Annotated in this window: 22 protein-coding genes; 3 read left to right on the top strand and 19 right to left on the bottom strand. The window is 72.4% G+C overall.

Annotation, left to right across the window (positions count from 1 at the left end):
• Positions 1-657: 657 nt before the first annotated feature.
• The 6 genes from AB0J04_RS20265 to AB0J04_RS20240 are packed head-to-tail and all read right to left on the bottom strand — an operon-like array spanning position 658 to position 8083.
• A complete protein-coding gene (locus AB0J04_RS20265; protein ID WP_363169888.1) occupies positions 658-2238 on the bottom strand; it encodes an ATP-binding cassette domain-containing protein in 1581 nt (526 codons plus the stop codon).
• Complete coding sequence (locus AB0J04_RS20260) at positions 2235-3962, bottom strand: ATP-binding cassette domain-containing protein (RefSeq protein ID WP_363169886.1); 1728 nt, start codon at positions 3960-3962, stop codon at positions 2235-2237. Before AB0J04_RS20260 ends, AB0J04_RS20265 begins: the two co-directional genes overlap by 4 nt.
• The gene (locus AB0J04_RS20255) at positions 3949-4179 is read right to left on the bottom strand and encodes a hypothetical protein (RefSeq protein ID WP_363169885.1); all 231 of its coding nucleotides are present in this window, start codon (positions 4177-4179) and stop codon (positions 3949-3951) included. The genes AB0J04_RS20260 and AB0J04_RS20255 overlap by 14 nt, the downstream gene beginning before the upstream one ends.
• Positions 4176-5177 (bottom strand): cytochrome d ubiquinol oxidase subunit II, encoded by a 1002-nt coding sequence (locus tag AB0J04_RS20250; RefSeq protein WP_363169884.1) that lies wholly within the window; start codon positions 5175-5177, stop codon positions 4176-4178. The genes AB0J04_RS20255 and AB0J04_RS20250 overlap by 4 nt, the downstream gene beginning before the upstream one ends.
• A complete protein-coding gene (locus AB0J04_RS20245) occupies positions 5174-6571 on the bottom strand; it encodes a cytochrome ubiquinol oxidase subunit I (RefSeq protein WP_363169883.1) in 1398 nt (465 codons plus the stop codon). The genes AB0J04_RS20250 and AB0J04_RS20245 overlap by 4 nt, the downstream gene beginning before the upstream one ends.
• A 36-nt stretch (positions 6572-6607) precedes the next feature.
• Positions 6608-8083: an MFS transporter gene (locus AB0J04_RS20240; RefSeq protein WP_363169882.1), complete on the bottom strand. Its 1476-nt coding sequence runs from the start codon at positions 8081-8083 to the stop codon at positions 6608-6610.
• 99 nt (positions 8084-8182) lie between these two features.
• On the opposite strand from AB0J04_RS20240, the gene AB0J04_RS20235 reads away from it, so the two are divergent.
• Entirely contained in the window at positions 8183-8695 is a 513-nt protein-coding gene (locus AB0J04_RS20235) for a MarR family transcriptional regulator (RefSeq protein ID WP_363169881.1), read from the top strand.
• 129 nt (positions 8696-8824) lie between these two features.
• Here the strand turns inward: AB0J04_RS20235 and AB0J04_RS20230 are convergent, their stop codons facing one another.
• Together AB0J04_RS20230 and sigJ are read right to left on the bottom strand one after the other, a co-directional pair.
• The gene (locus tag AB0J04_RS20230; protein WP_363169880.1) at positions 8825-9463 is read right to left on the bottom strand and encodes a hypothetical protein; all 639 of its coding nucleotides are present in this window, start codon (positions 9461-9463) and stop codon (positions 8825-8827) included.
• 12 nt (positions 9464-9475) lie between these two features.
• Complete coding sequence (gene sigJ / locus AB0J04_RS20225) at positions 9476-10423, bottom strand: RNA polymerase sigma factor SigJ (RefSeq protein WP_363169879.1); 948 nt, start codon at positions 10421-10423, stop codon at positions 9476-9478.
• A gap of 150 nt (positions 10424-10573) precedes the next feature.
• Here sigJ and AB0J04_RS20220 point away from each other — a divergent pair, with 150 nt between their 5' ends.
• Both AB0J04_RS20220 and AB0J04_RS20215 read left to right on the top strand, forming a co-directional pair.
• Complete coding sequence (locus AB0J04_RS20220; RefSeq protein ID WP_363169878.1) at positions 10574-11674, top strand: nuclear transport factor 2 family protein; 1101 nt, start codon at positions 10574-10576, stop codon at positions 11672-11674.
• Positions 11675-11774: 100 nt separating this feature from the next.
• Entirely contained in the window at positions 11775-12398 is a 624-nt protein-coding gene (locus tag AB0J04_RS20215; RefSeq protein ID WP_363169877.1) for a pyridoxamine 5'-phosphate oxidase family protein, read from the top strand.
• 65 nt (positions 12399-12463) lie between these two features.
• Here AB0J04_RS20215 and AB0J04_RS20210 read toward each other — a convergent pair whose 3' ends face one another.
• From AB0J04_RS20210 to AB0J04_RS20160, 11 genes are all read right to left on the bottom strand, one after another.
• Positions 12464-13288: an SAM-dependent methyltransferase gene (locus tag AB0J04_RS20210; RefSeq protein WP_363169876.1), complete on the bottom strand. Its 825-nt coding sequence runs from the start codon at positions 13286-13288 to the stop codon at positions 12464-12466.
• A gap of 52 nt (positions 13289-13340) precedes the next feature.
• Entirely contained in the window at positions 13341-14756 is a 1416-nt protein-coding gene (locus tag AB0J04_RS20205) for an aldehyde dehydrogenase family protein (protein ID WP_363169875.1), read from the bottom strand.
• Complete coding sequence (locus AB0J04_RS20200) at positions 14756-15865, bottom strand: phenazine antibiotic biosynthesis protein (protein WP_363169874.1); 1110 nt, start codon at positions 15863-15865, stop codon at positions 14756-14758. Before AB0J04_RS20200 ends, AB0J04_RS20205 begins: the two co-directional genes overlap by 1 nt.
• 25 nt (positions 15866-15890) lie before the next feature.
• A complete protein-coding gene (locus AB0J04_RS20195; protein ID WP_363169873.1) occupies positions 15891-16784 on the bottom strand; it encodes a flavin reductase in 894 nt (297 codons plus the stop codon).
• Between the two features lie 19 nt (positions 16785-16803).
• The gene (gene phzG, locus AB0J04_RS20190; RefSeq protein WP_363169872.1) at positions 16804-17442 is read right to left on the bottom strand and encodes a phenazine biosynthesis FMN-dependent oxidase PhzG; all 639 of its coding nucleotides are present in this window, start codon (positions 17440-17442) and stop codon (positions 16804-16806) included.
• A 229-nt stretch (positions 17443-17671) separates the two neighbouring features.
• Complete coding sequence (locus AB0J04_RS20185) at positions 17672-18505, bottom strand: PhzF family phenazine biosynthesis protein (protein ID WP_363169871.1); 834 nt, start codon at positions 18503-18505, stop codon at positions 17672-17674.
• Between the two features lie 44 nt (positions 18506-18549).
• Positions 18550-18897: a hypothetical protein gene (locus tag AB0J04_RS20180; RefSeq protein WP_363169869.1), complete on the bottom strand. Its 348-nt coding sequence runs from the start codon at positions 18895-18897 to the stop codon at positions 18550-18552.
• A complete protein-coding gene (locus AB0J04_RS20175; RefSeq protein ID WP_363169868.1) occupies positions 18894-20816 on the bottom strand; it encodes an anthranilate synthase family protein in 1923 nt (640 codons plus the stop codon). Before AB0J04_RS20175 ends, AB0J04_RS20180 begins: the two co-directional genes overlap by 4 nt.
• On the bottom strand, positions 20813-21436 hold the full coding sequence (locus AB0J04_RS20170) for an isochorismatase family protein (protein ID WP_363169867.1): 624 nt from the start codon (positions 21434-21436) through the stop codon (positions 20813-20815). Before AB0J04_RS20170 ends, AB0J04_RS20175 begins: the two co-directional genes overlap by 4 nt.
• 86 nt (positions 21437-21522) lie before the next feature.
• Complete coding sequence (locus AB0J04_RS20165) at positions 21523-22689, bottom strand: 3-deoxy-7-phosphoheptulonate synthase (RefSeq protein WP_363169866.1); 1167 nt, start codon at positions 22687-22689, stop codon at positions 21523-21525.
• Positions 22690-22734: 45 nt separating this feature from the next.
• Positions 22735-23196 (bottom strand): PhzA/PhzB family protein, encoded by a 462-nt coding sequence (locus AB0J04_RS20160; RefSeq protein ID WP_363169865.1) that lies wholly within the window; start codon positions 23194-23196, stop codon positions 22735-22737.
• Positions 23197-23419: the final 223 nt, after the last annotated feature.

Genomic DNA, 23419 nt, shown 5'->3' with positions numbered 1-23419 from the left:
TGCTGTCGCGAGGGTGTCCAGGTTGTTCGTCACAAAACGATCATGGATGCCCTCGTTTGCGTCTCCGCAGGCACCCCTTGGAATTGATCATCTAGTGCCGCGGCAGGCACTGCTTCGGCCGCCGGGCGCGGTCAAGTGCCCGTTTCCGCGCAGCAATCGCCCGGTAGGCGTCGCGTCCGCCGTTGTTGCAGATTCACGACTGATCGTCGACACCGCACGCCCCAGAAGGCCGGCGAGGTTCTGGCTCCGTTCTTTGCGTGTTCGGTCCTGGGTCAGGCGCCGTGACATCGGGCGTTGCCCGGTCCGTGCTCGACGAAGCTGCGCGTCCCGCGTTCGCGGGCGTATCCGGTGACGGCTGCCACGACCGGCTTGTCGCCGCCGTGAGGATGACGCTGCGCACGTCGCCCCGACGGCTTGCCTCCTCGGCCAGTTCACGCGCTCGTGGCTACGTCTCCTGGACAAGGTCCTCGGCGTCGGCCGGATGGCCGGTCGAGCGCAGGGCGGCCGAACAGAGCCGGTCGAGAACGTCAGGGCCGGGTCGAAGCGGGCTCGGAGCTCCGCCTCGGCCCGCGTCGCGTTCGGCCGCCCGCAACGGCTGTCGGCGAGCGCATCGCGGAGTTGTGCTGTGGTCATGGCGCCTCCTGGGATGTGCGGAATTCACGGTCCCCTGTGGTCGAGCGGCAGTCGCGTCACGTGCCCGGCCGGCTCGAGACATGCCGGTACGGCGTGCAGGGCGATGACGACGGTGGTGTCGGGCAGGTGGGTGAGGATGCCCAGTACGTGTCGGGCGGTTCGGTGGTCCAGGCCCGTGGTCGGTTCGTCGACGATCAGGACGTGCGGGTGGCGGGCCAGGGCCCGGCCCAGGTAGACCCGGCGGAGTTCCCCGCCGGAGAGCTGCCTGCCGCCGGGGCCGACGGCGGTCGTGGCGGTCAGTCCGCTGTCGTTCAGGCGCAGTTCGGCGAGGCGTTCGTCGATCTCGTCGTCGGTCAGGGCGGGGTCGGCGAGGCGCCAGTTGGAGCCGAGTGTGCCGGTGAAGAGGTGGTCGTCGGCGGCGACGGCCACGACGGCGGGCCGGCCGTCCCGCCCTTCGGTCACTTGCCGCAGTGACGAGGCGAGGGCTCGGAGCAGGGTGCTCTTGCCGCTGCCGGAGCGGCCGGTGACGACGAGCATCGTGCCTCGGGCGACGGTGACGCCGAGGACGCGCCCCGGCCGGAGGGCCATCGGCGGAAGGACGTAGTCGGCGAAGCCGATGCCCTGCTCGGTGGACCATGACCGTATCTCCGCGGCGGTGGGGGCGCGCACGGTGTGCGGCACGCTTGTCGTGAGCCTGCGGTGTGCGGCCTTCGCGGTGGCTCGGGCTTCGGCGGCGTTCGCCAGCTGTTCGGCCTGGGCCAGCACGCCGAGGGACAACAGGACGACGAACACGAACGTCGGGGCATCCGGTGCGCCGCCGGTGGCGGCCGTGGCGGTCAGAGTGGCGGTGCCGATCAGGCCGCCGACCAGCCCGTCGCGGCGCCTGCGCCGGACGGCCGCTTCGCGCGCGGTGTCGAGTCGGGTGAACCTCCCCGTCGTACGCGCCGCGAGCTGCTCGGCGGCGCCGAGCGATGCCAGCTCCGGCCATGCGTCGACAGCGGTGACGAGCTCGGCGCGCAGGGCCTTGCGGGTCTGCTGCTCTGCCTCGCGGGCGGTGCCGGGCGTACGGTGGGCGATCACCGCCATGACGACGACGCCGGCCGCGAGTACGGCTGCCGACACGACGGACGTGGACGCCGCGACGGCAAGGACGGCACCGCCGGTCAGCGCGGTGGTGACGGCGACGGGGGTTGTGTACTCGATCAGTGCCATCCCGGCGCTGTCGGCGTCGGCCATGCTGCGGTCGAGGAGTTCTCCCGACCACAGGCGGTCCTCCTGTGCCCTGCCGGTAGCCGAGACACGGTCGAAGAGACCGGTCCGGGCGGTGGCGATCCGGCGCAGGGCGGCAGCGTGCAGCACCAGACGCTTGCCGTAGTTACCGGCGACGCGGGCCAGGGCGAAAGCGCGCACACCGCCGCTCGGGGCGACGTAGGAGAAGGAGCTGAAGGTGGCCGCCCCTGCGGCGGCGCAGGCGCTGACGAACCAGCCCGACAGACCGAGCAGTCCGGCGGAGGAGAGCTCGGCGACGACCGCGAGCACCAACCCGCCGGCCGCAACGGAACGAGCCCGCCGGCCACGGACGTTCGGGGTACGGCTGCCGCTCATCGCGCGTTCACCGGCCTCGCGTCGTGCAGGAGGCCGTCGTCGATCGCGAGCACGGTGTCGGCCGCGGCGGCCAGCGTGAAGGAGTGGGTGGCGATGACGACGGTGCAGCCGTCGGTGGCTCTCCGCAGGGCCTCGACGACCTCGCGTTCGCTGTCCGCGTCGAGGTGGGCGGTCGGCTCGTCGAGCAGCCAGAGCCGGGCTCCGCGCAGAAAGGCGCGGGCGATGGCGATCCGGCGGGCCTCACCGGTCGACACACCCCAACCGCCTTCGCCGAGCCGGGTGTTCAGTCCCTCGGGGAGGCCCTCGATCACGGCGCCCAGTCCGGCGGCGTCGACAGCCCGCCGGATCTGCCGCTCGGTGGCGGCCGGGCGGCCGAGGCGGATGTTGTCGCGGACGGTCGCATCGAGCAGCACGGTCCGCTGTCCGACCCAGGCGGCTCCGCCGAGTGCCGGCGCCTGCGACACGGACGAGGTCTGCCACCGGACCACTCCGGCCGACGGCCGGCGCAATCCGGCGATCAGCGACAACAGCGTGCTCTTCCCGGAACCGGAGGCACCGGTGATCGCGGTCCAGGTGCCCGGTGCGAACTCGGCGTCGGCATGGAGGGTGTCGTGGTCGGCGCCGCCGTAGCGGAACCGGACCGCTGTCAGCGACACACCGACCGGCTCGGTCGACCGCGGACCGGCCGCCCGTGTCACCGCGGCAGGCGTGTCCTTGACGACGTCCCGGACGGCGCCGGCCGCGATCGTGGCGCGTTCCCGCTGATGGAAGGCGGAGGCCCTGGCACGCAGGGGGGCGAAGTACATCGGACATACGAGCAGCACCAGCAGACCGGTGAACAGGTCGAGCCGTGATGCGTGCGGCACCTGCACGTAGCCGAGCAGCGACAGGCCGATGTACGTGGCGTTCACCGCGATGGAGAACGTGATGACGACGTCCATGATCATCCCGGACAGGAAGGCCCGGCGCAGGACGCTCATCGTCGCCTTGTTCAGCCGCTCGGCGGCCGTGGTCAGGGTTCGGCCGCGCCGGCCGACCGCGCCCAGCTCGCGCAGCGTCCGCATGCCGCGGAAGCTGTCGAGGACGACGGCGTTCAGGTGCCGGGTCGCGGCCAGTTGCCGGTCCGCGCCCTGCTGGGCGAACAGTCCCGCCAGGCGCATGTTCAGGGGCAGCAGCGCGGTGGTCAGGACGAGCACGATCGCGGCCGGCCAGTGCACCGCGGCCGTGACCGCCAGCACGGCGATCATCGACAGCGGTGCCGACCGGTTCAGGGGCGCGGTCCGCGCGTGGTGGTCGGCGACGTCGTCGGCCAGGTCGACCATCGCCCACGCGGCCTCGGCCGGGCCGGTCTCGCTGATCCGCCGGGCGGTCGGCAGCAGAGCGCCCGTCAACCGCTGCCGCAGGCCGGTCGCGACGGTACGCGCGCCCCGCTCGGCGAGCGTGCCCGCCGACCAGCCGGCGCCCGCCGCCAGCGCACTCGTGACGGCGAAGGCCACGAGGCCCCACGTCTCGTGCGCCCTGGCCCGGTCCATCACCGCCTGGGCCGTCCAGGCCAGGGCGCCCCAGCGGGCGATCGTGAACAGCGTGTCCAGTGCCTGGGCGGAGCCCGACAGACCGAACCAGTGCCGCCCCGGCGCGGCGCACTCGGTGAGCCAGGCGTCGTCGTCCTGTCGCTCTCCGGCGGTGCCCGGCGCGCTCTTCTCGTACATCTCATTCGTCGTCATGAGGGCGCCGCTCGTCGACGATCCACGCGATGCCACCGGTCAGCGCGATGGCGATCATGCCCAGGGTGGTCAGCAGCTGCGAGTGGATCTGCCGGTAGCCACCGAACATCCCCTGGCACACGAAATAGGCGAGCAGGCCCAGCACGGTCCAGGCGACCGCGGAGAGCAGACGCAGCACGACACGGACCGGCGTAGGCAGTGGGCTCCGGGTGGTCATGAGTGCGCTCCTGCGGTGTCGCGCTTTCCGGCGAAGGCCCGGTGCGCGAACACGTTGTAGGCCAGGACCAGCGGCATGTTCAGGCCGATGCCGACGAGGATGAAGACCATCGTGGAGTGCGGGCCGGCCGCGCTGTCGACGGTGAGGCCCGGCGGTAGGAGCACCGGGTAGCGGGCCACGGCCAGGGCGAGGAACACGGACACGGTCGCGACGGCGAGTCCGCCGAGGGGCAGGCTGTCCGCCGCCCCGGACTGCCGCTTCCACGGGAACGTGACGAGCGAAGTGCCCGCTCCCCCGGCGGCGAACAGCAGCAGGACGGCGAACGCGCAGGCGCGCCCCGGGCTGTGGAGGTTCAGCGGTGCCGCTGTGGTGTCGACAGTGACGAGGACTAGGACCAGCAGCACTCCCCCGACCACCGTGGCGACCGCACCCCGCCGTGCCGCCGACTCCCGCAGCGGCCCGGACGACTTGTGCTTGGTGTAGGCGTAGCCGAGAGCGGTGTACGCGGCCGTGATCGTGAGCCCCGACAGCACGCAGAACCAGCTGAAGGCCCCGAAGGGCGACCCGGTGCAGACGTCACCCCGCAGATGTACCGCCGAGGTCAGGGTCCCCAGGGCGAATCCCTGTGCGAACGAGGCCAGCAGCGACGCCACGCCGAAGGCGGCCGTCCAGCGGGGCGCCGGTGGCGCCTGGGACGCCATCTCGACACTCACGCCGCGCACGATCAGGGAGAACAGCAAGACCGTCATCGGCAGGTAGGCGTGCGGCAGGAGCGTGCCGAAGGCCAGAGGGAAGCCCGCCCAGAGCGCGACACCGAGCAGGATGAGCCAGGTCTCGTTGCCGTCCCAGCCCACCGCGACGGACTCCAGCATGTGCCGTCGGTGCGCGGGGTCGCGTTCGAAGAGGGTGGCCACGCCGACTCCGAGGTCGTAGCCGTCCAGCACGACGTACATCAGGAGACAGACGAGTACGGTCGCCGACCAGAGGGTGGTGGTCATCGGGTCGCCACCTCCCTCGGGGCGAGCGATGCGGACAGCCCGGCAAACGGAACGGGACCGGCTTGGGGTGGAGGTTCGGGTCGGGGGTCGTCGCGTTCCGGGCCGATGCGCATCGTGCGGACGATGTAGGCCACGTACGCCACCAGCATGATCAGGTAGAGCACGGAGAAACCGATCACCGAGAACAAGACCTCGCCGGGTGCCAGATGGGACACCGCGGCCGAGGTGCGGAGCTGCCCGAACACGATCCACGGCTGCCGGCCCGCCTCTGCGGTGACCCAGCCGCCGAGGATGGCCAGGATGCCCACCGGTGTCGTCCACAGGACGAACCGGTGGAAGCGGCGCGCGGTCCACAGGCGGTCGCGCATCCGCAGGATCGTGGCGGCGAACGCCGTGCCGAACATCAGCACGGCCGCCAGGAACATGACGCGGAAGCCCCAGAAGGTCGCGGCCATGTCCGGCCGGTCGGCCGCCGGGGTGAGTTTCAGGCCGGGCATGGCCGTCTCGCAGGTGAGGTCCTTGGCGATGTAACTGCCGAGGCAGGGGATGTCGAGTTCGGCGATGTTCCGCGCGGCCTGCTGGTCCGGAACGGAGAACAGGACGAAGCCGGTGTCGCCGTTGTCCCAGTTGCCTTCGATCGCCTCCAACTTGGAAAGCTGGCGGGGCAGTTCATGACCGGCCACGCCGTCACCGAGGTAGAGCTGAACGGGCATCAGCAGCGCGGCGATCCCGAGCGCGATCGACATCGAGCGGCGGGCGAAGCCCTTGGCACGCCCCTTGACCAGGTACCAGGCCGAGATCCCGGCGACGAAGAAGCTCGCCGAGATCAGCACGGCGGCCAGCATGTGCGGCCAGCGCCAGACGAACGACGGGTTGAAGATGACGCGCATCCAGTCCGTGGGCTCGAACCGGCCGTGGACGACCTTGAACCCGGCGGGCGTCTGCATCCACGAGTTCGCCGCGATGATCCACGTGGACGACAGGACCGTACCGACCGACACCATCACGGTGGACACGAACATCGTGACCTCGCGGACGCGACCGTCCCCGTAGAGCAGGACGCCGATGAAGCCGGCCTCGACGAAGAAGGCCGTCACGACCTCCATGCCGATGATCGGGCCGATGATCGGGCCCGTCTTCGCCCCGTACACGCCCCAGTTGAGACCCATCTGGAAGGTGATGACGGCACCCGCGACCACGCCGATCGCGAAGCCGACGGCGAAGACGCGCCGCCAGAACCGGAACATCTGCAGGTAGACCGCCCTGCCGGTCCGCCAGTACAGGCCGTAGACGACCGACAGGAAGATCGAGAGTCCGACGGTGATCGCCGGGAAGGTCATGTGGAACATCACGGTGATGGCGAACTGCCATCGCGACAAGTCGAGAAGACTCATCACTGCTCCCTTACGAGAGGTTCGACAGGGGCGGGTTCAGGCGTCGACGACCGGCGTGGACGCCGACGCGGCGGTGAAGCGCGGCAGGGCGGCGGCGCCGATCGCGAGGAGGGCGACGATGCCCATCTGCACGTACTCGACTCCGGCGAAGGCGTGGGCGACGTTGTGCGGCGCCATGGCCAGATAGAGCGTGCCGAGAGTGGCCACACCGAGGGCGAGTCCGCTCTGCTGCAGAGTGATCAGCACGCCGCTGCCGATACCGGCCAGGTGCGTGGGGACATCGGCGAGCACGCTGCGGAACAGGCCGGCGAACAGCATCGACTGTCCGGCGCCGACCAGGGCCAGCGGCACGGCCATCGCCCACAGGCCGACGTGCGGCCAGTTCCCCAGCAGGACTGTCACCAGGCAGACCAGTCCGGCGAGCTGCACGACGGCGCCGGCGGACAGCGCCGCCCGGCCGAACCGTGTGATCAGGCGGGGCGCGACCAGTGACCCGGCGAAGAAGAGCAGGGCCATCGGCAGGATCGCCAGCCCGCTGTGCAGGGCGTCTGCGTGCAGGCCGTTCTGGACGGTGAGGGCGAAGACGAACATGAACGCGCCGAAGCCGATGCTGAAGGCGAACACCATGGTCAGCCCACGGGACATGGACGGCAGACGCAGCAACGACGGCGGCAGCAGCGGGACTTCGCCGCGCCGCTCGGTGCGCTTCTCGACAGCGTAGGTGGCGGCGCCGAGGACGACCGCGAGGGCGAGCAGCACCCAGGTCCACCACGGCCAGCCCAGGGAGTGCCCCTCGGTCAGCGGCACCAGCAGGGCGGTCAGGGTGGCGGCGAAGAGCACGGTGCCGGGCAGGTCGATGCCGACCGGGTGGTGCGAGCGGGTGTCGGGCACGATCCGGGCCGCCACGATCAGCACGACCGCGCCGATGGGCACGTTGACCAGGAAGATCGGCCGCCAGGAGGTGCCGGCGATGTCGGCGCTGACCAGCAGGCCGCCGACCAGTTGCCCGACCACGGCGGCGATGCCGGAGGTCGCCCCGTACAGGGCCACGGCACGGGACTTGCGCTCCCCTTCGAGGATGTGGTGGAAGGTCGCCAGCACCTGCGGGATGAGCAGCGCGGCGGTGGCGCCCTGGACGATGCGGGCCGCGATCAGCGCACCCACGCTCGGGGCGACACCGCAGGCCAGGGAGGCCAGCACGAAGCCCACGAGCGCCCCGAGGAAGATGCGGCGGCGGCCGTAGCGGTCGCCGAGACGGCCCCCGAGGACCAGCAGCGTCGCGTACGCGACGCCGTACCCGGCGATCACCAGCTCCAGCGACGACGCGGAGGCGTGCAGCGAGGCGTCGATGCTGGGCAGAGCCACGTTGGTGATGAAGAAGTCCATGATCGGCAGAAACGCGCCGGCCAGCAGGATGAACACCCCGACCGGGTGCAGGCCGCCGGCGCGGGCCGTGGCATGGGGCGAGAGCGTCGTCGCTCCGGCATGCCGGGAGGAAGCGGTTGTCGTCATGACAGTTCCCAGAAGGCAGAAGTTATGAGCTCATAACTATGAGCTCATAATGAGTATGCCCACATAACTACTTGACGGGCAACCCCGTACCCTGGAGCCGTGACGGAGGACCAAGCGCACCAGACAGGCCCGACAGCGGGGCCCGACCACGAACAGCGGTGGGCCGAACTGGCCGACCTCGTACTGATCATCAGCCGGGAGATCCAGTTCCGCCGGTACACGGACGAGCGAGCTGTCCACCTGTCGCAGTCCGAGGGCATGGTGATGCGCTACCTGAAGAGCGACCCCGAAGCCGCACCCAGCCGCATCGCCGCCGCGACCGGGCTCCAGCGCACCAACCTCTCCACCGTTCTGCGCGGGCTCGAGGAGAAGGGCTTCATCGAACGGCGCGCCCACTCCGCCGACGCTCGCGGAGTGACGGTCCACTCCACCGAACGCGGACGCAGCAACACCACCCTCGTCCGCCGGGAATGGGCCGCCACCGTCTCCGAAGCCGCCGACCACGACACCGAACACCTCGACGCCGCTCTGACCCTGCTCACCGCCGTGGAGACCGGGCTGACCAGGACGCGACCACGCAACCGCGCCACACCTCCGGCGACGGAGACCTGACCTTCCGGCATCCGCGCCGCAACCAGGCCCGGAGGCCGTCGCGCGCGACAGAGCAGCCGACGCCCGCGACCCGACCGTCGCGGCCGGCCTTCGCATCTGGCCGCCCGCGGCTCGACCTCCGCCCCGGCGTCACCGCCTCGCCAGTTTCGCCAGCCATGGATGTCCGGGATGCGCGAGTTTCAGCCACCCGCTCAGCGCGTCGCGCCGTGCCCCGCTCAGCAGCGGCAGGGCCCCGTCGAAGTCCGCGTGATCCTTCGGCCGGGGCTCCTTCGCCTTGAACAACAGCACCAGCTCCGGCGCCAGGTAGGGAATGCCGTCCGCGGACCGCTCGATGATCGCGTCGTACGGCAGCCGCAGGCTCTCGTCCCGCCGGCAGATCCACGTCCCGCCCTCGTGCGGCTCGCGGAAGACATCGAACAGGAACCGACCGCTCGCCGGATCCCGCAGCCAGGTCTGGTGCGTGGCCCCGAGCACCTCGGCTCCGGCACTCGCCCAGACCCGTCCAGAGCCCACCGCGTCGAACACGTACTCGGGGAAGCGGTCCCGGATCTCCGCGAACCCCGCCACAGGCACCGCGATCTCCAGATCGCCATGGGGCCGCGACTGCTCTCCGCGGAACAGATCCAGCGCCCACCCCGCCGCCACGCACCAGGGCACACCGACCCCGTCCAACCGCTCCGCGACCTGTTCCGGCCGCCAGGCGTTCGCCCAGCGCGCAGCCAGTTCGTCCGCGTCGAGGACAGCGCCGCCGGCCGGGGAATCAGTCATTCGGATCGCTCCTCAGTCGGTCCGCCAGGCACGGAGCTTCTCGGGGTTGCGCACCGCCCAGACATTCCTGATCCGGTCGCCCGCGATCTCGAACGCGAACACCGTCACGACGGTGTCGTCCTGCCGCGCCACCAGGCCGGGCAGGCCGTTGACCGCGCACTCCAGGAATGTCGTGCGGCCGCCCCACAGACGGGCGATCTCGGCGTAGGCATGGGCGATCCGCTCACCGCCCACGATCGGGTGCAGGTGGGTGGCGGCCAGCCCGCCGCCGTCGGCGGTCGCGACGGCGTCGGGGTCGAGCAGGCCGATCAGGGCGTCGATGTCCGTGGCCTCCCATGCCGTTCTGAACTGCCTGACGATGCCGGCCTGTCCGGCACCGGGGCCCGCCGGCGTCTGCGCGGTGCGGACGCGACGGCGGGCGGACGAGGCCAGTTGGCGGCACGCCGCCGGAGTGCGGCCGACGATCTCGGCGACCTCGCCGAACGGGTAGCGGAAGACGTCGTGCAGGACGAACGCGACGCGCTCGGCCGGGGTCATCGCATCGAGGACGACCAGGAAGGCCATCGTCACCGACTCGTCGAGGGTGACCCGATCGGCCGGGTCGGACCCGTCGGGGCCGGAGCGCCCGGTGATCCACTCCGTGGGCTCGGGCAGCGGTTCCGGGATCCACTCGCCCACGTACGTCTCCCGCCTCGCCCGCGCCGAGCCGAGCAGGTTCAGGCAGATGCGGCCGGCGACCGTCGTCAGCCAGGCGCCGGGCGACTCGATGGCCTGCTGCTCCCGTGCGGACATGGCGTACCAACGGGCGTAGGTCTCCTGCACGACGTCCTCGGCGTCGGCGAGGGACCCGAGGAGCCGATAGCCGAGGTTGATCAGCCGACGCCGCTCGCTCATGATCGCGCCGAGGCCCGGTTCGCCCGGATCGCTCTGGTCGTCGCCGGGCTCGGCTCTGCTCGTCATGGTCCGGCCGTCTCCCTCGCTCGCTGCTGTGCCTCTACCCGGTACGACAAGAGAGCGCACCGGAATGTGAGGCCGACGCGCCGCCTGACACTTTGAGGGGCTGCGTTGTCGTACCGGTGAGGACGACGACAAGACGGAGAGAGGACTTCGATGAACGACTTCCAGGCCATCGCAGACCGGGTCGAGATCGAGGCACTGCGCGGCGAGTTCACCGACGCGGCGATGATGCGCGACCGGCCCCGCCTGGCGTCGCTGTTCACACCGGACGGCGCCCTGCGCATGCCCGACATCCCCGTCGAGCAGGTGGGCCGCGAGGAGATCCTCGCCGGGGGCGAGCGGCTGCAGAGCCAGTGGGACTTCTTCGTACAGAACACACACCCCGGCACGATCCAGCTCGACGGCGACACCGCGACCGGCCGCGCCTACATCCAGGAGATCGCGCGCGCCCTCGACGGGCGCCAGGGGCTGAACTACGCCGTCTACCACGACCGTTACCAACGCACCGACGAGGGCTGGAAGTTCGCCGAGCGCGTGTACGAGGTCAGGTACCTCGACACCTCCCCGCTGGCGGGCACGGCGCCCGACACGGCGCAGGGCCCCGGGACCGACCCGGCACACGCCACGGCCGCCACAGCTGCGGCAGCGTCCTTCGCCGACCCGGCATCGGCCGAACGACTGGAGCGGGTGGCCGCCGCGCTGCGGGCGGGCGGCTTCGCCGCCGAGATCCTCGACGACGCCGAGGCCGCGCGCGCCCGCGTCAGGGACCTGCTCCCCGAGGGCGCCGGCGTGTTCACCGGAGCCAGCGAGACCCTCCGGCTGTCCGGCATCGACGAGGACATCAACGCGAGCGGCCGGTACGACGCCATCAGGCCGCGCGTCCTGGCCATCGACCGGGCCACCGGCGCCGACGAGATCCGCAGGCTGGTCGCCGGCCCCGAATTCGTCGTCAACAGCGTCGCCGCGGTCACCGAGACCGGCTCGCTCGTCCTCGCCTCGGGCAGCGGCAGCCAACTCCCCGCCAACGCGGGCGGAGCCGCCCACGCGATCTGGATCGTCGGTGCGCAGAAGGTGGTGCCCGACCTGGGCACGGCGCTGCGCCGCGTCGAGGAACACGCCCTCCCGCTGGAGAGCGCCCGCGCCCAGGAGGTGTACGGGATGCCCAGCGCCGTCAACCGTCTGCTCATCCTCAACGCGGAACCCCGCCCGGGGCGCGGCACCGTGCTGCTTCTCCGGGAGGCCATCGGATACTGACCCGGCCCGGGTGTACGCCGACTGCCTTTGTCTGTAAGGGGGGCAGGGCTATCGTCGGGCCTGATCATGACTTGGCCTCCATGACAGGAAATGGGGAATCATGAACCGATACGCCCATCTCGCCTTCACCGACGACGTCCGCCGCGTACAGCGGGAGCGGGGCAGTGCCGAGGCGATGGAGCGGATGCTCGGCGGGGACCCGGAGGAACTCGACCGGATCGGCCCGGCCGAGGCGGCGTTCATCGCGGCGAGGGACGGTTTCTACCTGGCCAGCGCGAGCGCCGACGGCTGGCCCTATGTGCAGTACCGGGGCGGGCCGCCCGGCTTCGTGCACGTGCTGGACGCCGGGACCCTGGCGTATCTGGAGGTGCGCGGCAACCGGCAGTACATCACCACCGGCAACCTCCGAGGCGACGACCGGGTGTCCCTCTTCTTCATGGACTACGCGCACCGCGTCCGGCTGAAGGTGATGGCGCGTGCGCGGACCCTCGACACCTCGCGGGAACCGGAGTTGAGCGAGCGGCTCGCCGACGTCCGCACCGACGGCAGGCCGGAGCAGCTGATGGTGATCCGCGTCGAGGGGCTCGCCTGGAACTGCTCCAAGCACATCACCCCCCGCTTCTCGGAGGCCGAACTCGAGGAGGCGCTGCTGCCGGTGCGGGAGCGCATCGAGGCCCTCACGGCGGAGAACGAGGCGTTACGGGCGAAGCTCCGGGACCGGTGAAAGGGCGTGCGGCGGCCCGGGGCCGGGGTTGAGTCCCCCGGTCCCGGGCCGGTGTGCGCCGGGGGTCAGCCGGTGGCGATCCCGGCCCGGATCAGCCAGAGCCGGTTGGCGTGCCGCCGCCCGCGGGGCTGCACGTCGTAGGGCCAGCGGCCCTCGCCGGCGCCGGGCTGCCCCGGCTCCTTCAGATCCGTGACGTCCCAGCCGTTGGCCGCCAGGAAGGGCTCCGGCTCGTCGGTGCCGAAGATCCACGGGGTGCCGTCGGCGGCCAGCTTGTCCAGGAAGGGCCGGGAGAACGGGCTGCGCAGCAGTCCCCGGCCCAGGATGTCGAAGGCCAGGTGGCTGCCGGGCGCGGAGGCCGAGGCGAGCAGTTGGAGCAGGCCCGCGGCCTGCTCCTCGGTGAGGAAGAAGGTCAGCGCCTCCGCGACCCACAGGGTGGGCCGGGACGGGTCGAAGCCCGCCTCCGTGAGCGTGGGCAGCCACTCCTGGGTGAGGTCGGCGGACACCTCGTGGCGGCGCACCGTGGGCTTGGCGCCCAGGGCGTCCAGCCGACGCCGCTTCTCCTGGATGAGGGGCCCGTGGTCCACCTCGTAGACGTCGACGTCGTCGGGCCAGTCGAGGCGGAAGGCACGGGTGTCCATGCCGGCGGCGATCAGCACCACCTGGTGGACGGTGCCGTCGGCGAGCAGGTCGGCGATCGCGTCGTCGAGGTAGCGGGTGCGGATGGTGATGAACGGCAGCAGCCCGCCGCCCGCGTAGCGGTCGATCAGCTCGAAGCCCTTGGGCTCGGCTAGATCGCGGGCCAGCGGGTCGACGTACAGGGCGTCCTCGCGCTCTGACTCCAGGGCGCGGGCGGCGGCCATCCACTGGGCGGTGTACGAAACGGCGTGCATGGGTGAGGTGGTCCCTTCTGAGGTGAGAACGAGGGTGCGGCGCCGGCGCGGATCAGTGCCGGACGACCGCCTTGCTGCGCATCAGGAACTCACCGAGGAACCCGTCGTGGGGCAGGCCCGGCGTGATCCGGTAGGTGGGCTCGTCGCCCACGTACACATTGCTGATGGTCGGCTCGTCGAGGAGCCGGTCGATCAGCTCCTCCTGATGGGTCAGGACGGTGAGGACGAGGCTGTCGCGCAGGACCGCCGGGCCCGCCTCCGGGGTCCAGGGGGCGACCCAGACGCAGGGGAACGGCAGCTCGACGCCGGTCTGCGGCGCGTCGGGCCGGTCGACCTGGTGCACGGCCGGGCGCAACGCGGCGCTGCCGTCGCCGAGTTCGGCGACCACCTCGTCGGCGCCGCGCCAGGCGCGGGTGCCCTCGGCCCGCCGCGCGAGATGCGCGGCGAGGGCCCGGGCCGCGGCGGCGGGCTGGACGGGGAGCACCGCCTTGTCGTCGTCCGGCGCGACGGCCGGCAGGGCGGCGAGGCGTTCGGCGAGGGCCTCGCACAGGGGCGCCGGGTCGCCCTCGACGTACACCGCGGTGGCGTTGACGCAACCGGTGCCGCCGTGGTGGGCGACCGAGTCGACGACGGTGTCGAGGTGGTCGCGCCAGTCGACGTCCCCGGTGAGCAGGATCTTGGACCGGCCGGGGCCCTGGGTCAACACCGTGGGGTCGGCCCGGTACCGGCGCACCACGTCCTCGCCGCCGTAGACCATGCCGAGGTCCGCTCCCCGCAGCAGGTCGTCGGACTGCTCGTGTCCGGTGGGCAGCAGGGCCACGTGGTCGTCGCCGAAACCGGCGGCGCGCAGGGCGCTGATCAGCCGGTGCGGGGTGAAGGGCTCGCGCCGGGAGGGCCGCACCGCGACGCGGTAGCCGAGGGCCAGCGCCTCGGGCCACAGGCTGTGGGTGCCGGGATGGTTGCCGGCCGCGTTCACGGCGAAGACCTCGCCGCGCCGGGTCCACACCCCCCGGCCGGCCCGGGTGCCGGGGTCCCGCCAGTCGTCGGCGGCGCCCTGGGGCCGGGCCTGCCGGGCGCTCTCCCAGGCGGCCGCGAGCCGGGTGGCGAGGGAGCGGGTGGCGGTGCGGACGACGCCGATGGGGATGCCGCCGACCCGGCTGACGTCGTGCTCGTACTCCGCGACGGTGCGGCCGGCGATCGTGCCGGTGGCGAACAGGTGCGCGGCGCGGCGCAGGGCCGCGGCCCGCTCGTCCGGGCGCAGCGGGGCGGCCGACCGGAGGGCCGCGAGGGAACGGTTCACGAACAGGCCGGGAACCATGCTGAGTTCGGCGGCCGCCTCGCCCCGTACGTCGGTGACGGTGAGACGGTTGCGGGCGCGGTAGGGACCCCGGGGGCCGAGCGCCGTCAGCACGGCGCCGGGGGCGCGGGAGGTCTCGGGGGCGCCGGGGGTCGGGTAGGCGCCGGGCATCAGTAGACCCCCTCGACGACCGGCTCGCTCTCGAAGGTCGCGACGGGGGCGATGTCCGCGACGGAGTCGCCGAACCCGCCCTCGGGCGGCGCCACCCGGGTGGCCAGGTCGCGTTCCAGGTTGTTGGGCAGCAGGAAGGAGCGGCTGAGGTGGTGGGCCACCACCCTGCCGCGCTCCCCGAGGGCGACGGGTTCGCGGGTCTCGGGGTCGACGACGCCGAACGTGACGTGCGGGCCGAGCGTGTCGAAGACGCACGGGTCGTCGTCGGACAGCCCCGGGCGCTCACCGGCGAACCCGACGATCATGGTGCTTCCGTAGTTGCCGGCGAGCACCGTGCCGGGGAAGACCTCGGTGCGGTACAGGTAGCGGGAGTCCGGGTCGAGCTGGGTGCCGCCCCAGCGGATCGCCCGCACCTTCTCGTTGACCAGGTCGACGAGGTCCTCGCGCCGGGCCAGCCGTTCCAGCAGCGGCGGGGTGATGGTGAGGACGCCGATCTCCTGGTCGCGCAGGACGTCGGCGGCCTGGTCGACGACGTGCTCGGCGTAGCCGGAGGCCTCCGCGCCGCGCCCCTCGGCGATGCAGCGCTTCACCCAGCGCGGGTCCAGGTCGATGGCGAAGCCGTGGCGTCCGAACGTGGCCGCGCTGCGGCGGAAGTACTCGCCGACGATGTGCGGGCCGGAGGGGACCAGTCCGAGCCAGTCGGCGCCGCGCGGGAAGCCGTGGGCGTCCAGGGTGGCGTTGCTCCAGGCGAGCATGCGGTCGAGCCAGTCCCGCAGCAGGACGACCCGCTTGGGCGTGCCGGTGGTGCCGCCGCTCTCGAAGACGCCGACGACGTCGGGGTGTTCGCCGTAGCCACGCGGGACGAGGTCCGTGACGGGGGTGTGCCGCAGTTCGCCCGAGACGTTCGGGAAGCGGGCGAGGTCCGCGAGGGTGCGGACGTCGGCGCGGGGGTCGAAGTCCAGGGTTTTGGCCCGGTTGAGCCAGAACGGGGAGCCGGTGGCCGGGCTGAAGTGCCAGTCCATGGCCGCGCGTACGAAGTCGTCCGGGTCGGGCCGGGTGTCCGGCGGTGGTTCGAGCAGGTCGTTGAGCTCGGCGATGTCCAGCGTCATGGTGCGTCCCGGGGGAGGTCTGTGGTCAGGAGTGGAGGGCGGCGGCGACGGCGACGGGGTTGCCGTCCGGGTCGGCGACGTGGGCGATGCGTTCGCCCCACGGCATGTCGGCGGGGGCGCGCAGCAGGGGCACCCGGGCGTCGGCGAGCTGTTTGAGGGTGGTGTCCAGGTCGTCGACCAGGACGAACATCTCGAAGCCCGGTCCGGGACCGGACGGGACGCCGTACTGGGTGACGGGCCAGTTCGCGGAGACCACGGCCAGTTCGGTGGAACCCCGCCGCAGACCGATGTAGGCGGGCTCGCCCTCCGGGGGGTTGCGGCTCTGCCGGGTGAAGCCGAGCAGTTCGTAGAACTCGGCGGTGGCGCCGACCCGGTCGGCGAAGATCAGAGGGAACGCGCGTTCCTGCATGGGCGGTTGACTCCTGGAGTCGGGGCCGGTGGCGGGAGGGTCCTGGGCCGGACGGTGGAAGAGGCGGTCGACGTGGACCAGCGGGGTCCGGTCGCCGACGAAGGTCCGCTCGACGCGGCCGAGCAGAGCCGTGTGGTCTCCGGCGTCCAGTACGGAGTGCAGGGTGCAGGCGATCCGCGCGGCGGCCCCCGGCAGCCCCGGCAGCCCCAGTTCCAGGGGGCGCAGGTCGCCGGCGGCGAACCGGTCGATGCCGGACGTCGCGAAGCGGCGGGCCACCCGCTGCTGGCCGCGTCCCAGCACGCTGACGAGGAACCTCTCGGCCGTCGTGAACGCCGGGTGGGTGCTCGCGCCCTTGTCCAGGCAGACCAGGACCAGGGGCGGGTGCAGTGACGCGGAGCAGAACGAGCCGGCGGTGAACCCGTACGGGACGCCGTCCGGGCCGTAGGTCGCAACGACGGTCACCGGAGTCGGTACGCGTGCCATCGCCGAGGTGAAGCCGACCGTGTCCATGAGAGCCGCCTCCTTCTCGCTACGGCTGGAGCCGGGTGAGGCGCCAGCCGTCCCCGTCCCGCCGGTAGCCGAGCCGGTGGTGGAGCCGGTCCGAGCGCGCGCACCAGAACTCCACCTCGTCCGGGCGCAGCAGGTAGCCGACGAACCGCTCCGGGCGGGGCAGGGCCGCCCGGGTGGCGCCCAGTTCCTCCGCGCGCGCCAGCAGGGCGGCCGGGTCGGTGAGCGGCTCGCTCTGCCGGGACGCCGCCGACATGGCGTGCAGCGGGACGGGGCGGGCGGACCACAGGGCGTCCGCCCGGTCCTCGGGGACGGCGGTCACCGGCCCGTTCAGGCTGATCTGCTGGCCGGTCTCGCGCCAGTAGAGCAGTCCGGACGCCCAGCCGGTCTCGACGATCTCCCGGCTCTTGCGGCTGGTGCTGTGGGTGGTGAACAGCAGGCCGTCGTCGTCGACGGTGAGGAACGCGACGATGCGCGTGGAGGGGCGCCCGCGTCGGTCGGCGGTGGCCAGCGCCAGCGCCCGCGGCTCGCGCACCTCCAGCTCCACCGCGCGGTCCAGCCAGTCGCGTACCAGCCCCATGGGTTCGGGCGGCGGGTCGTCGTACTCGGGGAACCGGAGATCGGTCGTACCGGTGAGGCTCTCGTACTTGCTGGTGTTCATCGACGCCTTCCTCGCTGGGCCGTTTCGCTCGGATCGGGCCGATGGCCCCGGACTGGTCGCCCTAGACCCGTACTTCGCAGGTCGCCGAAAAGGTTCGCCTCAGCGGCCTCTCAGCGTCCGATCTCGACTGGGTCGGTCCGGGACCGCTATTGCCGTAGCGGTTCCGATCGGCGAGCGATCAGCCACGACCACTTGATCTTCACGATCGGGTGACCTGCGAAGTACGGGCCTAGACAAAGAGGGTTCCTCGGCCGGCCGTGACGCCGTGGCCGCCGACGTGGACGGACTCGATGTGCCCGCCGTCGCCCCGGGCGGTGGCCAGCATCAGGGAGGGCCGGCCCATCTCGACGCCCTGCCGGATCTCCAGCGCCTGGCCGTAGCGGGCCAGTCCGTGCCGGGCCAGGTGGATGGCGAGAGGTCCGGCGGCCGAGCCGGTCGCCGCGTCCTCGACCACCCCGTAGGCGGGGCTGAACATCCGGGTCCGCCACCGCGTCCCCTCCCCCGCGAAGCAGTTGGCGGCCATGTCGGGGAAGCGGGACAGGGCCCGGTGGTCCGGTCGCAGCGCGGACAGCGCGGGCACGCTCTCCAGGCCGACGAAGACGTGCCGGGGGCCGTTGCGGTAGACCTCGACGGGTGCGGTGGAGGCGGACACCCCCAGCGCCGCCAGGAGTTCCACGGCGTGCTCGTAGGGCTCCCAGACGGGGTGCGGCTGACGCATCCGGACGGTCACCGCGCCGTCGTCGTCGCCGAGTTCGACGGGGATGACGCCCATGGCGGTCTCCAGCCGCAGCCGGTCCTGCTTCCGGGTCTCGCCGAGCGCGACCGCGGTGCCGAGCAACGGGTGGCCCGCGAAGGGGAGTTCGTTGACCGGGGTAAAGATCCTGACGTGGGCGTCGCCGCCCTGCCGGGGAGGCAGCACGAAGGTGGTCTCGGAGAGGTTCATCTCCCGGGCCATGCGCTGCATCTGATCGGTACGCAGATCCGCGGCGTCGAGGAACACCGCGACCGGGTTGCCGTGCAGCGGCTCCCGGGAAAAGGCGTCCACGAGCAGGTACTCGTGCATGGCACGTCTCCTGACGGTACGTCGGGTGCGGGCGGTCGGTTTCGTCAGTGCGGGGTCGGGGGCACCAGGGCGGCGCCGAGGCCGTGCAGGACGGGCAGGGCGTGCAGGCCCTCGGCCACGGCCTCGACGTCGAAGCCCATGCGGTGGCCGACGGGCCGGCCGATGAGAACGGCGGCCCGGTTGGGCGGCAGCGCGCCGGTGGCGGGGCGGTCGCCCTCCCACACCATGACGGCGCCCCAGCGGTTGCGGTCCCGGTCGGCGATCCAGAACTTGGCGCGCAGCCCGGGGACGGCGGCCCAGTCGTCGGCGACGCCGCCTCGCAGGTGCGCCCGCAGCGAGTCGACGGTCTGCGGCGAGCCGTCCAGGTCCCACCAGGCGATCTCCAGTCTCACCGGGCCAGCACCCCCCGCAGGGCGTCGGCGAGGAGCCGGGGCCCGTCCACGGTGAGCACCGACTCGGCGTGGAACTGGAAGGACGCGAAGCGACCGCCGCGCAGCGCGTCCACCTCCCCGGTGGCCGGGTCGTGGCTGACCGCCACCCGCCCCACGCCGGGCACGTCGTGGTGGGCGGCGTGGCCGACCGCCGAGAAGGTGTTGTAGAAGCCCACGCGTTCGGGCCTGCCGAACAGGTCGATGGACCGCTGCACCCCCTGGTTGGGCTCGTCCCGGGCCACCAGCTCCAGGCCCAGCCGGAGGCTGAGGATCTGGTGGCTGAGGCAGACCGAGAGGAACGGGACGCGGTCGCGCAGCAGCCGCGCCGTCGCCGCGTCGAGCGCCGCGATCTTCGGGTCGCCGAGGGCGCGCGGGTCTCCGGGGCCCGGACCCATCACGACCAGGTCGAAGCCGGCCGGGTCGTACGGCTCGTCGTACCGGGCGACCTGCGCGGTGGGGCCGAGTGCCTCGAGTTGCTGCACGATCATCGCGGTGAAGGCGTCCTCGGCGTCCACCACCAGGATCTTCGTGCCGACCAGGGACGGCACCGTCAGGGAGCTCGGCGCGGTGGACGCCAGCCAGAAGTCGGCGATGCCGGTGTTGCGTCCGCGCAGTGCCGCGCGGATCGCCGGGTGGCCGGCGAACCGGGTCGTGCCGGGCGCGGCGGGGGACGTCCGCGGGCCCGGCCGTTCCGCCTCCAGCGCGTGCAGCAGCCCGGCGGCCTTGGCCCGGGTCTCCGCGGCCTCCGCCTCGGGCGACGAGTGGCGCACCAGGGTCGCGCCGACCGCCAGGCGCATCCGGCCGTCGGGGGTGATGTCGGCGGTGCGGATGAGGATGGCGGAGTCCAGCGACCGTTCGCCGCAGGCTTCGCGTCCGATCAGGGCGGCGACCCCGCTGTAGTAGCCGCGGCCCTGCGGCTCGTAGCGCGCGATGACCCGGGCCGCGCTCTCCACCGGGCTGCCGGTGACGGTCGGCGCGAACAGCGTCTCGCGCAGGATCTCCCGTACGTCACGCCGGGTGCGGCCTTCGATGAAGTACTCGGTGTGGGCGAGGCGGGCCATCTCCTTGAGGGCGGGCCCGGTGACCCGGCCGCCGTCGGCGCACACCCGGGACATCATCTTGAGTTCCTCGTCGAGCACCATGTAGAGCTCGTCGGTCTCCTTGCGGTCCTGGAGGAACGCGGTGAGGCCGTCGAGGGTCGGCCCGCCGGGCGGGTAGCGGTAGGTCCCGCTGATCGGGTTCATCACGGCGAGGCCGTCGCGCACGGAGATATGGCGTTCGGGGGTGGCGCCGACGAACACCCGGCCGTCGACATGGATGACGAACGTCCAGTAGGCGCCGGCCTCCTGTTCGGTCAGCCGCCGGAAGACGGCCAGCGCGCGGTGCGGGGAGTAGTCGCTCAGGTCGGCCAGCAGGGTGCGCCGCAGGACGAAGTTCGCGCCCTCGCCGGTGCCTATCTCGTCGGCGACCACACGCCGGACGATCTCGGCGTACTCCTCGTCGGACAGGTCGAAGCGGCTCGCGGACAGGTGCACCGGTTCCGGCGAGAGCCGTTCCAGGACGTCCGCCAGCGGGAGCGCGGCCTGCTCGGTCACGGTCAGGGCGATCAGGGGCGCCCCGTCGTCGGGCGCCGCGAAGCCGCGCTCGGCGAGCTGTCGGTAGGGCACCACGACCAGGGCGTCGTGCCGCGGGGCGCCGGGGGCGCCGGACGGCAGCGGCAGCCGGGCCAGCGAGTCGGGGTGGGAGATCTCGCCCAGCAGGACCTCGACCGTGTCCGGGTCACCGCTCTCGGGCCGGTGCAGCAGGGCGAAGGCGGGCGGCCGTTCCGCCGCCAGCAGCCGGTCGAGGAGGTCCGGCCCGCCGCGCCCCGGGGTGGTCATGCGAACACCTGGTCGCTGAGCACGACCACCCCGCACCGCTGGGCGACGTACTCCAGCGTCAGCCGGTGCTGCCGCGCGGAGAAGTCCGCGACGGCGTCGGCGGCGAGGAACACCTGGATGTCGTGGCTGAACGCGTCGATCGCGGTGGCCAGCACGCCGATGTGGGCGTAGACCCCGCACAGCACGAGCTGGTCCCGGCCGGCGTCGCGCAGCCGCTGCAACAGGTCGGAGCGGAAGAAGGCGCTGTAGCGGCGCTTGGTCAGGAGCCAGTCGCCGTCCGCCGGGGCCAGCTCGTCGACGACCTCGCGGTCCTCGGCGGAGGTGCGCATGCCCGGCCCCCAGAAGTCGGCCAGCAGCCCGCGCTCCTCGGGGGTCATGCCGCCGGGCTGCGCGGAGTAGGCGACGGGCACGCCCAGGGACGCGGCGCGCTTGCGCAGTTGCGCCGCGTGGTGGACGAGCCCGGAGCGCAGCGGCTCGGCCAGGGGGCGCAGGAAGAAGCGCTGCATGTCGTGGACCACCAGAGCCGCACGGTCCGCGGCCGGCGTCCAGTCGGCCAGGTTCGCCGGGAGGCTGTCCTGCGTGGGCAGGTCGTACGGGGCGATGGCGGGGATGCCCACCATGGGCCGGCTCCTTTCGGTGCGGTAGGGGGCGAGCGGGCGGGCCGCGTCGTCGCGGGAGACGGCGGACCCCGGGGGCGGTCGGGGGCTCAGAGCATGCGGGCCCACGCGGAGACGAGCTGGACGGCCTGCCCGGGGTTGAGACGGGGGTCGCAGAACGTGGTGTGCCGGTCGCCGACGGAGCCCAGCTCGGACGCGTCGGCGGCGCACTCGGTGACGTCGTCGGGGGTGGACTCCAGGTGCAGGCCGCCGTTGACGCCGTCCGTCTTCGCCATCACCTCGTTGAAGTCCTGGATCTCGGACGTCATCGCGTCCAGCAGCCGGGTCTTGTGTCCGTCCGGGCCGGCGATGGTGTTGCCGTGCATCGGGTCGCAGAGCCAGACCACCGGGTGTCCGGCGGCGCGGACCGCCTCCACCAGCGGGGGCAGCCGGCTGGAGACGAACCCGTCGCCCATCCGGGCGACGAGCACCAGCCGCCCCGGCCGCCGGTCCGGGTCGAGCCGGCCGGCCAGGGTGCGGACGTCGTCGGCGGTGGTGCCGGAACCGACCTTGCAGGCGACCGGGTTGACGACCGCGGACAGCATCCGCACATGCGCGCCGTCCGGGTGCCGGGTGCGCTCCCCGGCCCAGGGCAGGTGGGCCGAGCCGAGGAACAGTCCGTCCGGGCGGGCGGACCGCAGCATGGGGACCTCGTAGTCGAGGAGCAGTGCCTCGTGGCTGATCCACAGCCGTTCCGCGTCCGGGCGGCCCTCGTTGAGCGCGTGGAGTTCGCGGACGATGTCGCGGGCCGATCGGTAGCAGGTGAGGATGCGCTCCGGGTCGGGGCGCCGGTGGCCGGGTTCGGGGCCGTTGACCATGTGGCCGCGGAAGACCTGCACCGTCACGCCGTCGACCTCTTCCACGGGCTTGGACCGCGGCTTCGCGAACTGTCCGGCGATCCGGCCGATCCGCAGGACCGGTCTGCCGACGACGGCCCGCGCGGTCTCGGCGAGCCGGTCCAGCAGCTCGGCCTTGCGTCGCACGTGGTGCGGGGTGGACTCCGCCGGGTCCTCGGCACAGTCGCCCGCCTGCACCAGGTGGGCGCGGCCTGCCGCCACCTCGGCGAGCAGCCCGCGCAGCCGCGCGGTCCCCTCCGCGGTGACCAGCGGCGGTTCGCCGGAGAGGATGTGGCGGACCCGTCCGAGCCGGGCCGGGTCGTCCCACTCGGGCTGCTGAAGGGCCGGTCTTGCGTGAATGTCATGGACGGTGGTGCGCACAGTCTCCCCCTGCGGCATGGAAGATCGAAGGTCGGTCGGCGGGCGTCAGGTGGGGATGCCGTCCCGGCGGACCGAGGGAACCTCGATGCCGAGGGCTCTGAACTGCCGGCACGGGTTCATGAATTCACGCTGCTGCTTGATCTTCCCGTCCTCGAACAGGAAGGAGTGCAGGAAGTGGTTGCGGTAGATGCCGGGCTCGTATCCGGGGAAGAGGATCTGGCCCTCTCCGTCGCACTCCACCCAGAAGCGGTCGGGGTCCTGGGTGTCGAAGATCTCGACGTCGGTCCAGACCCAGTCCGGGAAGCACTTGAGCGACCAGACGGCGTGCTCGCCGAGGCGGTCCCGGCCGTTGATGACGATCGGCTCGCCGGTCTCGGTCGTCCACAGACCCCCGGTGCCGTCCTTGGTGAAGAGCAGGTGCCGCTCCAGGCGGTCCTGGCCTCGGGTGTTCATGTACTGGGCGACGACGGCGCGGTTGTGCTCGCGGACCTCGTTCTCGTCGGACATGCGCTCTCTCGCTTTCCGTGACGGAGGGTGCGGGGCGGGCTGTTCGGTGACATGCGGGCGCCGCTCGGCGGAGCGGGGGAAAGAGACGCGCGGTGCGGAAGGGGGCGGGCGCGCCGCGGGCGCGCGGGGACGCGGGTCCCGGTCGGGCGGTCCGTGGCGTACCGGGCTCGGCCGGTCCGTGCGGGACTGTCTGTGCGGGACTTGTCCGTGCGGGGCCAGTCCC

Origin of the sequence: Streptomyces sp. NPDC050263, assembly GCF_040655955.1 — a bacterium.
GTDB lineage: Bacteria > Actinomycetota > Actinomycetes > Streptomycetales > Streptomycetaceae > Streptomyces.
Note: the sequence above shows the minus strand (reverse complement) of the source record. Positions and strands in the feature narration are given on the sequence as shown.

Bases quoted from the DNA above. Each gene is read 5' to 3' on its own strand.
- AB0J04_RS20265 (WP_363169888.1), bottom strand. From the start codon at position 2,238: ATGAGCGGCAGCCGTACCCCGAACGTCCGTGGCCGGCGGGCTCGTTCC.
- AB0J04_RS20260 (WP_363169886.1), bottom strand. From the start codon at position 3,962: ATGACGACGAATGAGATGTACGAGAAGAGCGCGCCGGGCACCGCCGGA.
- AB0J04_RS20255 (WP_363169885.1), bottom strand. From the start codon at position 4,179: ATGACCACCCGGAGCCCACTGCCTACGCCGGTCCGTGTCGTGCTGCGT.
- AB0J04_RS20250 (WP_363169884.1), bottom strand. From the start codon at position 5,177: ATGACCACCACCCTCTGGTCGGCGACCGTACTCGTCTGTCTCCTGATG.
- AB0J04_RS20245 (WP_363169883.1), bottom strand. From the start codon at position 6,571: ATGAGTCTTCTCGACTTGTCGCGATGGCAGTTCGCCATCACCGTGATG.
- AB0J04_RS20240 (WP_363169882.1), bottom strand. From the start codon at position 8,083: ATGACGACAACCGCTTCCTCCCGGCATGCCGGAGCGACGACGCTCTCG.
- AB0J04_RS20230 (WP_363169880.1), bottom strand. From the start codon at position 9,463: ATGACTGATTCCCCGGCCGGCGGCGCTGTCCTCGACGCGGACGAACTG.
- sigJ (WP_363169879.1), bottom strand. From the start codon at position 10,423: ATGACGAGCAGAGCCGAGCCCGGCGACGACCAGAGCGATCCGGGCGAA.
- AB0J04_RS20220 (WP_363169878.1), top strand. From the start codon at position 10,574: ATGAACGACTTCCAGGCCATCGCAGACCGGGTCGAGATCGAGGCACTG.
- AB0J04_RS20215 (WP_363169877.1), top strand. From the start codon at position 11,775: ATGAACCGATACGCCCATCTCGCCTTCACCGACGACGTCCGCCGCGTA.
- AB0J04_RS20210 (WP_363169876.1), bottom strand. From the start codon at position 13,288: ATGCACGCCGTTTCGTACACCGCCCAGTGGATGGCCGCCGCCCGCGCC.
- AB0J04_RS20205 (WP_363169875.1), bottom strand. From the start codon at position 14,756: ATGCCCGGCGCCTACCCGACCCCCGGCGCCCCCGAGACCTCCCGCGCC.
- AB0J04_RS20200 (WP_363169874.1), bottom strand. From the start codon at position 15,865: ATGACGCTGGACATCGCCGAGCTCAACGACCTGCTCGAACCACCGCCG.
- AB0J04_RS20195 (WP_363169873.1), bottom strand. From the start codon at position 16,784: ATGGACACGGTCGGCTTCACCTCGGCGATGGCACGCGTACCGACTCCG.
- phzG (WP_363169872.1), bottom strand. From the start codon at position 17,442: ATGAACACCAGCAAGTACGAGAGCCTCACCGGTACGACCGATCTCCGG.
- AB0J04_RS20185 (WP_363169871.1), bottom strand. From the start codon at position 18,505: ATGCACGAGTACCTGCTCGTGGACGCCTTTTCCCGGGAGCCGCTGCAC.
- AB0J04_RS20175 (WP_363169868.1), bottom strand. From the start codon at position 20,816: ATGACCACCCCGGGGCGCGGCGGGCCGGACCTCCTCGACCGGCTGCTG.
- AB0J04_RS20170 (WP_363169867.1), bottom strand. From the start codon at position 21,436: ATGGTGGGCATCCCCGCCATCGCCCCGTACGACCTGCCCACGCAGGAC.
- AB0J04_RS20160 (WP_363169865.1), bottom strand. From the start codon at position 23,196: ATGTCCGACGAGAACGAGGTCCGCGAGCACAACCGCGCCGTCGTCGCC.